General features: G+C 54.8%; 11 protein-coding genes. 2 read left to right on the top strand and 9 right to left on the bottom strand.

The window, feature by feature from the left end:
- Positions 1 to 142: 142 nt before the first annotated feature.
- The gene (locus HMPREF1323_RS08720) at positions 143 to 1,726 is read right to left on the bottom strand and encodes a Na+/H+ antiporter (protein WP_009433800.1); all 1,584 of its coding nucleotides are present in this window, start codon (positions 1,724 to 1,726) and stop codon (positions 143 to 145) included.
- Between the two features lie 232 nt (positions 1,727 to 1,958).
- On the bottom strand, positions 1,959 to 3,278 hold the full coding sequence (locus tag HMPREF1323_RS08715) for a kelch repeat protein (RefSeq protein ID WP_009433744.1): 1,320 nt from the start codon (positions 3,276 to 3,278) through the stop codon (positions 1,959 to 1,961).
- Between the two features lie 860 nt (positions 3,279 to 4,138).
- On the opposite strand from HMPREF1323_RS08715, the gene HMPREF1323_RS08710 reads away from it, so the two are divergent.
- Positions 4,139 to 6,379, top strand: coding sequence for a hypothetical protein (locus tag HMPREF1323_RS08710; RefSeq protein ID WP_232204003.1), 2,241 nt, complete (start codon positions 4,139 to 4,141; stop codon positions 6,377 to 6,379).
- Positions 6,380 to 6,560: 181 nt separating this feature from the next.
- Here HMPREF1323_RS08710 and HMPREF1323_RS08705 read toward each other — a convergent pair whose 3' ends face one another.
- From HMPREF1323_RS08705 to HMPREF1323_RS08675, 7 genes are all read right to left on the bottom strand, one after another.
- Entirely contained in the window at positions 6,561 to 6,815 is a 255-nt protein-coding gene (locus HMPREF1323_RS08705) for a GlsB/YeaQ/YmgE family stress response membrane protein (RefSeq protein WP_044124278.1), read from the bottom strand.
- Between the two features lie 205 nt (positions 6,816 to 7,020).
- On the bottom strand, positions 7,021 to 8,262 hold the full coding sequence (gene nqrF, locus HMPREF1323_RS08700; RefSeq protein ID WP_044124277.1) for an NADH:ubiquinone reductase (Na(+)-transporting) subunit F: 1,242 nt from the start codon (positions 8,260 to 8,262) through the stop codon (positions 7,021 to 7,023).
- A gap of 21 nt (positions 8,263 to 8,283) precedes the next feature.
- Entirely contained in the window at positions 8,284 to 8,901 is a 618-nt protein-coding gene (gene nqrE, locus HMPREF1323_RS08695) for an NADH:ubiquinone reductase (Na(+)-transporting) subunit E (RefSeq protein ID WP_009433794.1), read from the bottom strand.
- 32 nt (positions 8,902 to 8,933) lie between these two features.
- Complete coding sequence (gene nqrD, locus HMPREF1323_RS08690; RefSeq protein WP_009433758.1) at positions 8,934 to 9,575, bottom strand: NADH:ubiquinone reductase (Na(+)-transporting) subunit D; 642 nt, start codon at positions 9,573 to 9,575, stop codon at positions 8,934 to 8,936.
- A gap of 2 nt (positions 9,576 to 9,577) precedes the next feature.
- Positions 9,578 to 10,312, bottom strand: a complete 735-nt coding sequence (gene nqrC, locus HMPREF1323_RS08685; protein ID WP_009433759.1) for an NADH:ubiquinone reductase (Na(+)-transporting) subunit C — start codon at positions 10,310 to 10,312, stop codon at positions 9,578 to 9,580.
- Between the two features lie 18 nt (positions 10,313 to 10,330).
- A complete protein-coding gene (locus HMPREF1323_RS08680; RefSeq protein WP_009433803.1) occupies positions 10,331 to 11,542 on the bottom strand; it encodes an NADH:ubiquinone reductase (Na(+)-transporting) subunit B in 1,212 nt (403 codons plus the stop codon).
- A 33-nt stretch (positions 11,543 to 11,575) separates the two neighbouring features.
- On the bottom strand, positions 11,576 to 12,928 hold the full coding sequence (locus HMPREF1323_RS08675; RefSeq protein WP_009433781.1) for a Na(+)-translocating NADH-quinone reductase subunit A: 1,353 nt from the start codon (positions 12,926 to 12,928) through the stop codon (positions 11,576 to 11,578).
- Between the two features lie 1,143 nt (positions 12,929 to 14,071).
- Between HMPREF1323_RS08675 and HMPREF1323_RS08670 the strand changes: the two genes are divergently transcribed.
- The gene (locus tag HMPREF1323_RS08670) at positions 14,072 to 14,968 is read left to right on the top strand and encodes a leucine-rich repeat domain-containing protein (protein ID WP_009433764.1); all 897 of its coding nucleotides are present in this window, start codon (positions 14,072 to 14,074) and stop codon (positions 14,966 to 14,968) included.
- Positions 14,969 to 15,075: the final 107 nt, after the last annotated feature.

Here is a 15,075-nt window from a genome sequence, read left to right as displayed (position 1 = left end):
CTATTACTTTCACTCTCGCCTCCAATTGCGTCACGCCACCTCCTCGGAGAAAAACGGCTTGTACATGGATGCGTCAGCCCTAAGAAACGATACGTCCCCACCCGCAGCCTCGGCTGCGGGTGGGGACGATTGCTTTCAGAGCTTATTCGTACTTCAGGCGCTCCTGCTCCAGGTCGATCCTTTGAATAAAGCGATTCACGATATCCTCTTTGATATTAGCATGCTCCTTATTCAAGTGATAGAGGTACAGGCGCTGCTGATCCAAGATATTCGAATAAAGCTCATTCGACGCGTCATAGAGCGGGGTCTGCCCCTCCTCCTCCAGCTGCGTCATCCAGTGGGAGACCATCGACTGCAAGTGCTGGCTATCGCTGATGAGCTCACACATCTCGTTCTCTCGGAGATAGCGTAAGCTGACATCGGCAAGGCCTTTGCGTATGATTGACTCGGTCTCTTGCTCGGGGAGGTAATCATTGAAGGCAGGGAGCTTCATCCGCTCGATCAAGATAGGCAGGGTGAGCCCTTGTAGAAGCAGGGTCACCAGGATCACTACGAAGGTGATATAGATGATCATCGAGCGCTCTGGGAAAGGCACCCCCGCCTCAGTCATCATCGGGATGGAGAGAGCGGCGGCCAAGGACACGACACCGCGCATGCCCGACCAGCCCAAGACGAAGGGAACGTGCAGGCCATAGTAGTTCGGGTCAGCCACCTTGATGAACCTCCGCATAAAGAGCGTGGTCATGACCGCACCATAGCTGCATACCATACGGATGAAGATCAGCACCGCCGAGATCAAGAGACCATACCACGTCGCCGTGGACAAGTTCATCCCCCCTTCACGCATACCAGCGACCACCTCGGGTAGGTCCAGGCCGATAAGTAGGAAGACAAGACCATTCAGCAGGAAGACAAAGTTATGCCAGAAGTTCCATCCACTCAAGCGAGAACTACTATCCATGAAGAGGATATTCCGGCTGCTCAAGTACAAGCCTCCAGATACAACGGCTATTACTCCTGATGCCCCGACCTCTTCGGCAGCGAGATACATGATATAGGGAGATATCAGAGTGAAGACCACATCGATCTTCTCATCGGTAGGCAGGTAGTGATGTAGCTTGATCATCACCCAGGCTACCAGGAGCCCGACCAATAGTCCCCCTACGAGCATCCACACAAAGCTACCAGCTGCTTGATACCAGACAAACTGCCCCGTACCAACGGCAACGAGGGCCACGCGCATGATGATCAAGGAGCTGGCATCATTGAAGAGGCTCTCCCCCTCCAATATGGAGGAAAAGCGCTTCGGCACCTTCACAAAGCGCATGATCGCCTGAGCGCTTACAGCATCAGGAGGCGAGACGACCCCCCCGAGCAAGAAGCCTAAAGCAATAGAAAAGCCGGGCAAGATAGCGTTCGCCACAAGGGCCACCACACAAGCCGTGATGAAGACGACAAGGAATGCAAAGCTCAAGATAATGCGTCGCCACTTCCATAGCTCCTTCCACGAAGCGCCATAGGCCGCTTCGAAGAGTAAGGGTGGAAGGAAGATAATAAAGATCCATTCGGGCTCCACCTTTATTTGTGGCATTCCAGGCACCAAGCTCAACGCCAAGCCGGCCAAAACGAGCAAGATAGGGTAAGCGATCTTGATCTTATTCGCCAGCATGGTCAGCAGGCAGATGATGACCACCAGCGTGATGAAAAATAGCGTTTCAAATATCATCTGTTCGAATTTTTATGAGGGTTAATCCTGTCGCGTGCATATACCACGGACCATCAGCGAAATAAACTCTATGGAAGTCCCTGTGAGCACGTCATTCTCGTGCCCCTTCAGGGCGTGCAAAGATACGAAGAATAGGCCTCACCGATAAATACACGTCCCCACCCGCAGCCTCAGCTGCGGGTGGGGACGTGTATTTATCGTCTCTCGACTTTCTCTTACAGGCGATCGTTAATTATTTGGGAGAGCCCGAGTCACCCTGCTGGTAATTCGGGTCGGTCGTCACATAAAATTTCCGTGGATTGCAGGCTGTCGTAAAGATGACGATACTGGGAGTACGCACACCAGGCATCGTCTCCCCTCCGATGAGCATACCATCCATCATAGAAGAAGACCTGTCCAGATAGACCGCATCTGCTCGGCCATCGAAGCGAAATCCGCTTTTCGCTTCCCCCCTCCCTCTCGACTTATCGAAGGAGTACCAATCGCTACAGAAACCATACCATGCAGGGTCATGGCTGAGATAAGCACGCTGCTCTGCCTGTAGCTTCTTCACCAGCCGACGATTGCCCTTAGCTTTCGCATCCTTCAGATCCTTCTCTCGCTGGAGTGCCGTCACAAAGAGATCAGCCCGCACCCCACCGGAGAAGCTGGCCTCGCCCCCCGAAGCATAGCCACCCCCAAAGCCATGGGCAGCGATGGGGTCATCGGGTGCGATCTTGTAAGTCTGCCACTGCTTCGGCTGAGGTGTATAAGTCATATAGGTGACATCGGCCTGGACTCGTTGATCGGGCTCATCTACACCTGTGAATGATCCCATAACACTTAAGTACGGGACGCCGGAAGAAGTGTCGCTTTCATCCTGATTCGTCATAGCTACGAGCTTGAGGAAAGGGCTATGCGGATAAGGCGTCTCCTCACGCCACTCCTTTTGCGGACGGCTGAGGTCAAGAGACAGGACGGTATTGGAGAGCTTACCATTCACACGGCCCCCGATGAGGTAGAGCACATTCTCTATGAGAGCTGAAGCCATCCCACTACGAGGCTCTGGCAAGCTGGGGAGCGGAGTGATCGTCATACCATGGCGATTGCCCAGCTGAATGATATAGGCATCACGTAGGTCTCCCTCAGCAGACTGCCCACCTGCGACGATGAGCTGATCATCATACTGCTGGAAGGCCGCATAGGCCGTCGGTTGGGGCAAATGCCCTATGAGCCACCACCATATATTTACTTCCGAAGACTTTGTCTCACAAGCATGATGCACTGCGCCAAGATATTCGCCGATATAGATCTCTGAATAGTAGCGCTTTGCTCCACCCTTTCGTGCTGGGCGGTCGGGGAAGTTACACCCACCAGCCATCACAAGTAGTCCCGGACGTAGTTCTCCCGCTATATGCCCCGACACGCCCTTGGCATAGGCAGAGTCTAACTGAGGCGTCTTAGCCTCGAACATGCGATAATCCTCTTGTGCCTGCGACGTGCCGTAGCTCCCACCCACCGCAAGCAGGAAGAGCCCCACAAGTCGCACTCTATATAGTATGCTATTCATCATTGTCTATTCACTATTTAGTTTATAGGGACGGAAGTCCTCACCGTGATTTGGTAGCGTAAAGATGAGAATAATCGGCAGCATGACCATAGGCTTCTAACACCCCCTTCTCGAGAGGGGCTGCTACCGACCTATATTGGTCAGCGGGTGAACCTATATAGGTCACGACGCGGAGCTATACTGGTCGTCGTATCGACCTATATTGGTCGGAGTAGCGACCTATATAGGTTCGCACACCCCACTCCCCAATATGCCCCTCCGAAGTGATACGCAAGCCCTTCGCCTTATCGCGCGTATTCCTCTTATCCAGCGGAGGGAAAAGCATCGTTCTCGTGAAGAAAAAAGCGCCATCATGTAGTAGTTTTCCTCTGTCTATGTACGTGGTCTTAAAGACCAGGCGCGTAAATCCCAATATCCACGTACGTAGATGTTAGATCCACGTACGTAGTCCAAACTTATCTGCCACTCGTCCGCAACTTTTATCCCTACGTGGAGCAACAACCCCTATATATAATGTATAGTCGAGGGAGGCGGGAAAGGGATGCATTGTAGCAGGTGAGGGTGAGATTTCGGGGGAAGGAAAGGGGCAATTTCGTCCCTTCTCGGGGGTAGTCAAGAGGGGAAAAAGAGGGGGCAAAGGGGCAAAAAAAATGTATCTCGCTGAGGGATAAAGCAGTGCGATTTGGGGGTGAACTTTGGAGGGAAAGTGCGGTTTTGTTTTTGTAGCTTTGCACAAACTTTGATTGGATTGCTTCGGGAGTCCACTCGTAAATATTACATTTTCAATAACCATCATGACAGAGAGCAAACGCGCTTTATCTGAATACGTTTACCAAAGTAAGTATTCCTTGTTCCGCGAAGACTTGGGTCGTAAAGAGACCTGGGACGAGAGCGTCGAACGTATCCGCCAGATGCACCTGACACACCTGGAGCGCATCGCCCCCCAGGCGCTGCAAGACGAGTGGTTCATGACTCAGTTCAATGAGGCCATCGACTACTACAAGCTGAAGAAGTTCGTTGGGTCCCAGCGCAACCTCCAGTTCGGCGGTGAGCCCGTCCTGAAGTCCTCAGCGAAATCTTATAACTGTAGCTACTCGCACTGTGACCGCCTTGAGGTCTTCCGCGAGATCGAGTGGCTCCTGCTCAGTGGCTGCGGCTGCGGCCTCTCCGTAGAGCAGGCTCACGTAGACAAGCTCCCCGCACTCCTCCCCACCAGTGAGCTGTCTCAGGAAAGCGAAGCCTATGTCATCGGTGACAGCATCGAGGGCTGGGCTGACTCCATCCACCGCCTCCTCGAATACTACTTCATCCCAGGGGTCAAGAAGCCCGTCTTCGACTACTCTGAGATCCGCCCCAAGGGTGCTAAGATCGCGAAGCGCTTCATCGCTCCTGGGCCCGACGGTCTGCGTATGGCTCTCGATAAGATCCGTGCCCTGATGAATGCTGCCGTCGCAGCTGGTCAGAAGCGCCTCTCTGCCCTGCAGTGCACCGACATCATCGCTCACCTGGCAGACTCCGTCCTCTCGGGTGGTGTCCGTCGCTCGGCGCTGATGATCCTCTTCTCTCCGGAAGACACCGAGATGGTGAACTGTAAGCACGGCGACTGGTTCACTACCAATCCTCAGCGTGCTCGCTTCAACATGTCGGCCGCTCTCAACCGTGGCGAAGTCGATCGCTCACTCTATGAGTCGCTCTTCCAGGCGATGCGCACAAGCGGTGACCCCGGTCTCTACTGGAGAGATAAGTTCGGCGTCGGCTGTAACCCTTGCTGCGAAATCGGCTTCTTCCCCACGGACAAGAATGGCGATACGGGCTGGCAGGTATGTAACCTTGCCTCCATCAATGGGATGGAATGTACGAGCGAAGAGGAGTTCTACAAGATCTGCCGCTGCGCGTCTACGCTCGCTACCGTGCAGGCTACCTACATGGACTTCCCCTACCTCGGACAGGCTACGACGAATATCATCCAGTCAGACCCCCTCATCGGTGTATCTATCGGCGGGATCATGAACAACCCTCAGATCCTCACGAACAAGGATATCCTCGCCGTCGGGGCTATGCAGGTGCGCCAGCAGAACTCTCAGTGTGCTCGCATCCTCGGCATCAACCCCGCCAGCCGTACTACCTGCGTCAAGCCTGATGGTACGGTGAGCCTCCTGCTCGGTATGACCTCGGGTATCCACGGTGCTTACGCTAAGCGCTACCTGCGTAGCGTCGAGGCCAACATCGAGGAGCCCAACCTCAAGGCTTACGAAGAGGCTAACCCCAAGGCTGTACAGCCTAACATCTTCAAGCCCGCTACGGACAAGAAGATCTTCTTCCCCATCGAAGAAAGCGAAGACACTCTTCTGCGCAGCGAACTCAGTGGCGTCAAGCTCCTCGAGTACGTCAAGCTCGTGCAGCAGAGCTGGGTCATCCCCGGCATGAGCGACATGGAGTCTCCCATCAAGAATAATGTATCGAACACCGTCGACGTGCCCAACGACCAGTGGGATGCCGTCGGCGACTGGGTCTGGGAGAACCAAGACTACATCGCTGGTGTGACCTTCCTCTCGACCTATGGCGATATGGACCTGCCTCAGGCTCCTATGTGCAAGGTCTCGACGGCTGAGGAGATCCTCCGCGAATACGGCGTCGGTAGTATGTTCGCTTCGGGTCTCGTCGTAGACACGATCGAGGTCTTCGGCGACCTGTGGAAGGCTTGCGAATCGGCTCAGGGCCGTGGCGAGCAGCTCTTCGTCTCGGACTACGCTATCGATGACTACATCCAGCGTCACAGCGTCGAGGGCGAAGCCCCCTGCCTGGACCGTGAGCACGTGCGTGGCATCCTCTCAGCACGCCTGCAGGACAAGGTCGAGAACCTCGCTGCTAAGCGCGATATCGTCCGCCGTATCGAGAAGTTCGCCCACAACTACTACCGTGGTGACATCTACAAGGCGGTGAACGTGCTGAAGAGCGTCAATAACCTCCACCTCTTCGAGGTCCTGAAGAAGACGTACAAGCCCGTTGACTGGAAGAGCGTCGACTTCTCTGGCAAGCAGTTCACCAATGCCGATGAGCTTGGTGCAGCCTCCTGCGCTGGTGGTGCCTGCGAGATCAAGTAACACCTCCCCCGCCTCCCTGTGAGGCACTCAAATAAAGCAAGAAGCCCCCGAGTAAGCGATATGCTTACTCGGGGGCTGCTTCATTTGCAAAGCCGTGGTGTGGTGCCTAAAAAAGCTGACAGCAGGGTGGAAGCATGCTCTCCGCCCTACTGTCAGCTAGATTCTTGAAGCTACGGCTTCCCTATTTCTTCCGCTTGAATAGCAGATTCATTACGAATAGGATGACGATAGCGCCGATGGCTCCCGTCAGGATAGAGCCGATCCAGCCTTCGCCCAAGGAGATGTTGAAGACCTTCTCCAAAAGCCAAGAGCCCACGCCACTCCCCAGAATACCGACGACGATATTCCCGAGAAGGCCAAGGCCACTACCTCGATAGATAGTCCCGCCCAGCCATCCGGCCAGGGCTCCTGTAATCAGTGTTGCGATCATACTTATAAGCTTTACTATTAAATTCAGCTACGAAGGTACGGTTTATTGATTGGATGGCAAGACATCAAAGCTCGGCGCCTTCGCCCTTACGCTCAGGCCTCCTCGGGCTGCCCACAAAAAGAGCCTCCCCACCGTCAGCACGGAGCTAACGGTGGGGAGGCTTTGTATTGGACTTCGCCAGCCACCCGAAGGAGGCAAGGCGAGTGGTGTACTATCCGCCGAAGTCGTCGAAGAAGAGCTGGCTACGCTCTACGCCGAGATCCTCGAGCATCTTCTTCACGGCGTTGGCCATAGGACCAGGGCCGCACATGTAGTACTCGATATCTTCGGGCGCATCGTGATCCTTCAGATAGTTGTCGTAGATGACCTGATGGATGAAGCCGACGTAGCCGGTCCAGTTGTCTTCGGGCTGGGGGTCAGAGAGCGCGATGTGGAAGCTGAAGTTGGGGAACTGCTTCTCGATCTCGCGGAAGTCCTCTTCATAGAAGATCTCCTTCTTGCTTCGTGCACCGTACCAGTAAGAGACCTTACGGCCCGTGTGGAGCGTGCGGAAGAGGTGGAGGATCTGAGCACGCAGAGGAGCCATACCAGCACCACCACCGATGTAGAGCATCTCAGCATCCGTGTCCTGGATGTGGAAGTCCCCATAAGGACCGCTCATGCGGACCTTGTCCCCAGGCTTCAGCGAGAAGATGTAGGACGAGGAGATACCAGGAGAGACGGGGAGCCACTTGTGCGTAGCGCGGTCCATAGGAGGCGTAGCGATACGGACGTTGAGCGTGATGATGTTCCCTTCGGCAGGGTAGTTAGCCATCGAGTAAGCACGGATGGTCTCCGTATCATTCTTACAGGTCAGGCTCCACATATCGAAGTGATCCCAGTCGCCACGGAACTTCTCATCGATGTCGTAGTCGGCATACTTGATATCATAGGGAGGGATGGTGATCTGTGCGTAGCTACCGCTCTGGAAGTTCATCACTTCACCCTCGGGGAGCTTCACGACGAATTCCTTGATGAAGGTCGAGACGTTGCGGTTCGAGACGACTTCGCACTCCCATTCCTTGACGCCGAAGACCGACTCAGGTACGATGACCTGCATGTCTTCCTTGACCTTGGTCTGGCAAGCCAGACGCCAGTGTTCCTTCTGCTCCTTGCGAGAGAAGAAGCCCGTCTCAGTAGGCAGGATTTCTCCACCACCTTCGACGACACGGCAGCGGCACTGACCGCACGAACCGCTACCACCGCAAGCGGAGGAGAGGTAGATATTCTCACCCTGCAGAGTGCTCAGCAGCGTACCGCCGATGGGCACTTCTGCTTCCTTCTCCCCATTGATGGTGAGCTTGACGTTGCCTGATGGGACGAGCTTGCTCTTAGCGACAAGCAGGACGATCACCAGGAGCAGTGTGACCACGAGGAAGATGCCCACACTGACGAGTATAATGGTTGTATTCATTTCGTTGAGTCTTCGCTTTCGTTACATCTTGACACCAGAGAAGCTGAGGAAGGCAATCCCCATGAGCGCCGTGACGATGAAGGTGATCCCGAGGCCACGCAGGGGCTTGGGCACATCAGAGTACTGGAGCTTCTCACGGATAGCAGCCATCCCGACGATAGCGAGCATCCAGCCGATACCGGAGCCGAAGCCGTAGATGGTAGCTTCACCGATGGTGGGGAATTCACGCTGCTGCATGAAGAGTGATCCACCGAGGATAGCACAGTTCACAGCGATCAGCGGGAGGAAGATCCCGAGCGAAGCGTAGAGCGAGGGGCTGAGGCGCTCGACGAGCATCTCCACAAGCTGCGTAAAAGCGGCGATGACGGCGATGAAGATGATGAAGGAGAGGAAGGAGAGATCTACATCGGCAGCCTGCGCACCGAGGAGCCAATCAAGCGCCCCCTGCTTGAAGACCTTGGTCTCGAGGAGGTAGTTGATAGGCAGCGTGCAGGTCAGGATAAACGTGACAGCGATACCCAGGCCAAAGGAGGTCTTTACGTTCTTCGATACTGCCAGGAAGGAGCACATCCCCAGGTAGTAGGCGAAGATCATGTTATCGATGAAGATCGACCTAAAGAATAAGGCTAATGAATCCATTCTTTGTTAGTTCTTATTTGCGTGGGTAAAGGTTAGTTTTCCTGAAGCTCCTTGTTGTACGAGCGGTGGATCCAGATGAGCACAGCCACGGAGATAAGTGCCATAGGAGGCAGGATCATCAGACCGTTGTTGACATAGCCGTGGATACCATCGGTAGCGTAGAAGCTCTGAGGGATGATCTGGAAGCCGAGGAGCGTACCAGAGCCGAGGAGCTCACGGAAGAAGCCTACAGCGACGAGGACAGCTCCATAGCCAAGACCGTTCCCGATACCATCGAGGAAGGATTCCCAAGGACCGTTACCCAGAGCGAAGGCTTCGAGGCGACCCATGAGGATACAGTTCGTGATGATCAGCCCGACGAAGACGGAGAGCTGCTTGCTGACGTCGTAAGCATAAGCCTTGAGGACTTCGCTGACGATGGTCACCAGGGTAGCTGCCACGACGAGCTGCACGATGATGCGGATACGGTTAGGGATCGTCTTACGCAGGAGCGAGATGACGACGTTGGAGAAGGCGACGACGACCGTCACAGAGAGTGCCATGACGATAGCGGGCTCGAGCTTAGAGGTTACAGCCAGCGCGGAGCAGATACCGAGCATCTGCACCATGATGGGGTTGTTCTTGCTGAGTGGCCCGAGGAGCGTTTCTTTATTCTTTTTATTCCAGAGAGACATGGCTACTGAGCGTTATAGGTTTCAAGAAATTTTTGGAAGGGCTTGAGCGAGGCAGCGAGCATATCGTTCACACCATTGCTGGTGAGCGTACCGCCCGAGATACCATCGACGTAGTCCTTATCCTCGACCTTCTGGCCATTCTTGACGACAGCGATACCGGTGAAGGCGCCTTCACGGAAGATGTGCTTACCCTTGAACTGGGCAGAGAAGTGTGGCGTGGAGATTTCAGCACCGAGACCTGGGGTTTCCCCAGCGTTGCCGAAGTCAGCCCCATCGACCGTAGAGTGGTCAGCAGCATCGATAGCGATGTAGCCCCAGATCTTGTTCCACAGACCTGCACCATTGAGGGGGAGGACGTAGAGGGTCTTCCCGTTGACCTCAGCGACGTAGACGGGGAGGTCTTGCTTCTCTCCCTTAGCGATGAGCTTATAGGAGAGCTCGGTATTGGCATTGAAAGCGTCGCTCTTACCGACTTCTTCCCCTTCGAAGGTCTTGACGACCTGGCCCTCTTCGTTGACGAGGAGTTCCTTCTTGATGAGGTCCTTGTAGGTGGAGATGACGGCGGACTTATCAGGGCTCTGACCAAGTGCGCGGAGGATCTGCTGCATCTTGTCGATGTTCGCATTCTCCTGCTGTGCGGGACGCAGGACGATCGCTGCACCTGCCAGGAGGACTGCAGCGAGGATGACCATCACCGCAGCATAGATCAGTACATAAGAATTCTTATCTCTATTCATCGTTGTAGCGGTGTTGGATTAGTTCTGAGCCTTAGCGGAGAGACGCTTGAGACGCTTCTGCGTATTGCGCTCTACCACGATGTAGTCGATGAGAGGTGCGAAGGTGTTCATCAGGAGGATAGCGAGCATCATACCTTCAGCGTACCCAGCATTGAGCACACGGATGAAGACGACCATTACCCCGATGAGGAAACCATAGGCCCACTTCCCAGCTTCGGTGCGTGCAGCGGTCACGGGGTCCGTAGCCATAAAGACGATACCGAAGGCGAAGCCACCATAGATGAGGTGGTGAAGTGCAGATACCTGCATAGCAGGCGTAGCACCGATGGCGTTGAAGACAGCAGCCATAGCGAAGACACCGACGACACCAGATACCATGATCTTGTAGCTGGCGATACCCGTATAGATGAGGATGCAAGCCCCGATGAGGATAGCGAGCGTGGAGACTTCACCTACCGAGCCTGGGAGGAAGCCGAGGAAGGCATCCCAGTCGGTGAGAGGACCACCGAGTGTATTGTGGATGTCGGGGAGCATACCCTTAGCAGCAGCGATCTGCCCGAGGGGCGTAGCACCAGAGAAGCCATCGACAGCCTTCTCAGCACCACCGAGCCCGAAGGTCGAGCCGAGGCGTACCCACACGCTGTCACCAGACATAGCGGCGGGGTAAGAGAAGAAGAGGAAGGCACGCGTGATCAGCGCTACGTTGAAGACGTTGTAGCCCGTACCACCGAAGACTTCCTTAGCGAAGACTACAGCGAAGGCAGTAGCTACAGCGATCATCCACAGTGGGGTCTCCACAGGGATAATCATCGGGATGAGAATCCCCGTGACGAGGAACCCTTCCTGGATCTCCTCATGCTTCATCTGGGCGATGATGAATTCAATACCCAGACCTACAGCGTAGGAGACGATGATCTGAGGCAGCACGGAGAGGAAGCCATAGAAGAAGGTGCTCCAGAAGGAAGCCTCTACACCTACAGCGATATTATGCTGCAGCCCGACGTTGTACATCCCGAAGAGCAGCGCAGGCAGGAGAGCGAAGATGACTACGCTCATCGTGCGCTTGCTATCGATGGCATCGTGGACGTGAGCGCCACGACGCTTCGAGGTCGTATTGGGGACGAAGAGGAACGTCTCAAAGCCGTCGAAGACTGACTCCAGGGCCGAGAAGCGCCCCCCCTTCGAGAAGGCGGGCTTAATCTTATCGATTTGTTTTCTTAATGCGTTCAAGGTCGTTGTCCTTTTAATGAGTGAAACCTTCTATTAGTTCATTTCCTTGTACAGCTCATCCAGACCCTGACGTACGATCTGCTGGAGAGGTATCTTGGACGTGTCGACGAATTCGCAGACAGAGAAGTCTTCGGGAGCTACCTCATAGATACCGCGAGCCTCCATATCGTTGATGTTGAAGGCGATGATGCTCTTCAGGAGGAACTCAGGATAGATATCCATAGGGAAGACACGGTCGTACTCGCCACTCATGATCATAGCGCGGCGACCACCCTTGACACGGGCATCGAGCACATATTCCTTCTTAGGCATGAGCCAAGAGAAGTAAGAGCGGCTGTGGCTGTACTGGTTGAGACGAGGCATAGCCCAGCCAAAGACCTCGTGCACGTCGTCCCCCTCGGGGATGATCGTGATCTGGTCAATAGAGTAGCTCATGCGGTCGTGCTCTTCATCGACCTTGATACCGGAGAAGACATCCCCCTCGATGATGCGCTCATGCTCACCCTTCTTACCGAGACGGCCTGCGAGGGCTTCGGTGAAGCGGGCACCAGGCAGGACGGTCAGATAGCCCGTCTCCTTGGCTTCGGAGCCTGTGAGAGCGATGGTGCGGGAGAAGTCGACCTTACCGGTCTTGAGGAAGCGGCCGATCACAAGAAGGTCGCTGGCCTTGAGCGTCCAGACGGTCTCTTCCTTGTTGATAGGCGCCGTGTGGTTGATCAGCGTACCGACCAGACCTGCGGGGTGTGGCCCGCGGACTTCGACGCGCTCGACACCCGTCACACCCGTCAGTTCGCCAGGAGCGACACCGAGGTAGACCTTACCCGTGGTAAGCTTGGTGAGAGCGGTGAGAGCCAGCTGCAGCTCGTCCTCGCGACCCTGAGCCAGATAGCTGAAGCGGGGAGCAAGGGGAGCGGTGAAGTTCGCCGTGACGAAGATGTCACGGGGCTCAGTCAGAGGATTAGCCAGGCGGTCGTAGGGACGCTGCTTGAAGAAGCTGAACATACCACTCTCCAGGAGGAGAGCAAGTACCTCAGAGCGCTGCATCTTTTCGACCCCAGCCGTGGCAAAGGACTTGTACTCCGTCGTCGCATCGGGGCGTACTTCGACGCTCAGGACCTTGCGCTTGGCACCGCGATTGACAGCGATGACTTCGCCACTGACAGGCGAGGTCAAGCACAGCTCAGGCGCACCCTTGTGGCGCAGCAGAGCATCGCCTGCCAGCACCTTGTCGCCTGGGTGAACGATCACTTTAGGGACGAAGCCGATGTAATCATCGGGGACGACGGCATAGCTCTCCGTGCGCTGGGCTGCTGCGAGTTGCGTCTCAGCGGCCTTTCCCTTCAGATTCAGCGTGAGGCCCTTCTTTATCGTGATAATGTTCGGCATAACACGTGATTTGATGATTTGTTTAGTTAAATTATTTGGGTACAAAAGTACACATTCTTTGCCATACTCTACCTATAATAAGGGAGGCAGCGCCCCACAACATCCCCACAACAAGCGAAGAGGGTATGCATAACTCCCCATCTTCGGCGTTCCTCACAGCCCCGCGCGCGTACATTATTATATAGGCACTCACCCACAGACCTCCTCTTCAAGAGAAGCTCCCCTGACGTCGGATACCCCACTCCTACAGCGCGCTGCCCGCCGTCTTACCGAAGGGACTTCGCAAGCCTCACCCGAGGTAGATAAATGAACCTATATTGATCTGTGGGCTAACCTATATGGGTGCGTGGGTCGAGCTATATAGGATGACGAAGAAAGCTATATAGCTTTGGACTGATTCCTATATAGCTTTGTGAAGTGACCTATATGAGGTTGTTGCTCCGCGTAGGGAGAAAAGTTGTGGACGCGTGGCAGATAAGTTTGGGCTACGTACGTGGCTCTAATATCTACGTACATGGATATTGGGATTTACGTGCCTGGTCTTTAAGACTACGTGCGTAGATAGAAAAAAACCACTACGTGAAGGCGCTTTTTTCTTCACGAGAACGATGCTTTTCCCTCCGCCGGATAAGGGGAATACGCGCGATAAGGCGAAGGGCTTGTGTATCACTTCGAAGAGGTACATCGGGGAGCTGGGCGTGCGATGCCTTAGCACAATAAATAGAGAACAGGACTCTGCCGCAACAGTCTCCTATAGGTCGCGCAGTGAAGCGATATAGGTCAGCCCGCCGACCAATATAGGTCCACACATCCTCCCTCCACGAGTCCGAAGCAAACACCTCTACTCCAAAGCACGTCCCGAGCAGCATGAGAGTGGACGATAAAGTCGGTATTTTGCGCTGCAAACCTACCTACAATTATGTATTTTTTCTCCGTGATTTCACCTCTCAGCGAAGCACAGCTCAGCGCAGACCCTCACACAACATACTATAATACAGATAATTTCCAGATCACACCGACAATATACGAGGCTACCTACCGCCCGAATTTAATCATGCGAAAGGGCATATATTTGCGACGTTTTTCAGGGCAAAGCCCCTGTCAACCTCCCATCATAATTCACCCATCCTAACCACTGACGTGATGAAATTTCAGAGATTAGCAGCCCTCACCTGCTTCGTAGCAGCAGGGATATTCATTAGCTCCTGCGACAAGGAGACCCCACAACAAGAGCAGAAGCCTACTCAGCCCACGACACCCGTAGTACAACCCGAAGAGCCAGCAGCCCCAGGCGAGGCCCGCGTAGCTGTCGCCCAGCCAGGGGGCTTGGAGGCGGCTCTGAAGGGTCAAGATCTGGAGCAGCTCACTAAGCTCACCGTCCGCTCTGGCGTCCTGAACCAAGCCGACTTAGACTACGTGACCAAGAGCCTCAAGATCGAAGCGATCGACCTGAGCGCTGCCACCCTCCGCCTCGGAGACGAGGATAAGGGCTTCTACGGCAATAGCACACTCAAGAAAATCACCGCCCCTGCAGATATCGAGAAGACGCAGAAGGACTGGTTCTCCAATACCTTAGCCACAGAGATCATCTTCCCAGGCAATAAGCTCAAGAGCTTCGGTGGTGCCGTGTACAACGAGAAGCTCAAGAGCATCACCCTGCCCAACTCCGTAGAGGAGATCGGTGCAGCAGCCTTCGCCAACAGCAACTTCGAGAGCATCACACTCTCCACCAGCCTCAAGAGCATCCCCACCGAAGCCTTCAAGGGCTGCCGTCGTCTGACGAAGCTCACCATCCCCACCAGCTTGACGGAGATCAAGGACAATGTCTTCACGGGCTGCGCACAGCTCAAGGAGATCACCTTCCTCTGCCCCGCTCCTACCTTCACCACCAACGACCTTGACGAGAACGCCTTTGAGGACTTCAACTACTCGATCGAGCCCACGTTCACTGTACCCAAGGGTACAAAGGACGCCTACCTCAAGGCCCTCAACTGGTCGCCCAAAAGCCGCGTAGCTAAGTACTTCGTCGAGGCTGAATAAGCAGTATCCTCTATCAGCAAGCGCCCTTCTCACAGCCAGTATCCACACCCCCAAGCTAAGCGAGGGGATGAGGGAGCACTGTGAGGAGGGCGTACCTACCACCATAC

This window comes from Porphyromonas sp. oral taxon 279 str. F0450, from assembly GCF_000292995.1.
Taxonomy (GTDB): domain Bacteria; phylum Bacteroidota; class Bacteroidia; order Bacteroidales; family Porphyromonadaceae; genus Porphyromonas; species Porphyromonas pasteri.
Note: the sequence above shows the minus strand (reverse complement) of the source record. Positions and strands in the feature narration are given on the sequence as shown.

Coding starts and splice junctions, on each gene's coding strand:
- HMPREF1323_RS08720 (WP_009433800.1), bottom strand. CDS start 1,726: ATGATATTTGAAACGCTATTTTTCATCACGCTGGTGGTCATCATCTGC.
- HMPREF1323_RS08715 (WP_009433744.1), bottom strand. CDS start 3,278: ATGATGAATAGCATACTATATAGAGTGCGACTTGTGGGGCTCTTCCTG.
- nqrF (WP_044124277.1), bottom strand. CDS start 8,262: ATGAATACAACCATTATACTCGTCAGTGTGGGCATCTTCCTCGTGGTC.
- nqrE (WP_009433794.1), bottom strand. CDS start 8,901: ATGGATTCATTAGCCTTATTCTTTAGGTCGATCTTCATCGATAACATG.
- nqrD (WP_009433758.1), bottom strand. CDS start 9,575: ATGTCTCTCTGGAATAAAAAGAATAAAGAAACGCTCCTCGGGCCACTC.
- nqrC (WP_009433759.1), bottom strand. CDS start 10,312: ATGAATAGAGATAAGAATTCTTATGTACTGATCTATGCTGCGGTGATG.
- HMPREF1323_RS08675 (WP_009433781.1), bottom strand. CDS start 12,928: ATGCCGAACATTATCACGATAAAGAAGGGCCTCACGCTGAATCTGAAG.
- HMPREF1323_RS08670 (WP_009433764.1), top strand. CDS start 14,072: ATGAAATTTCAGAGATTAGCAGCCCTCACCTGCTTCGTAGCAGCAGGG.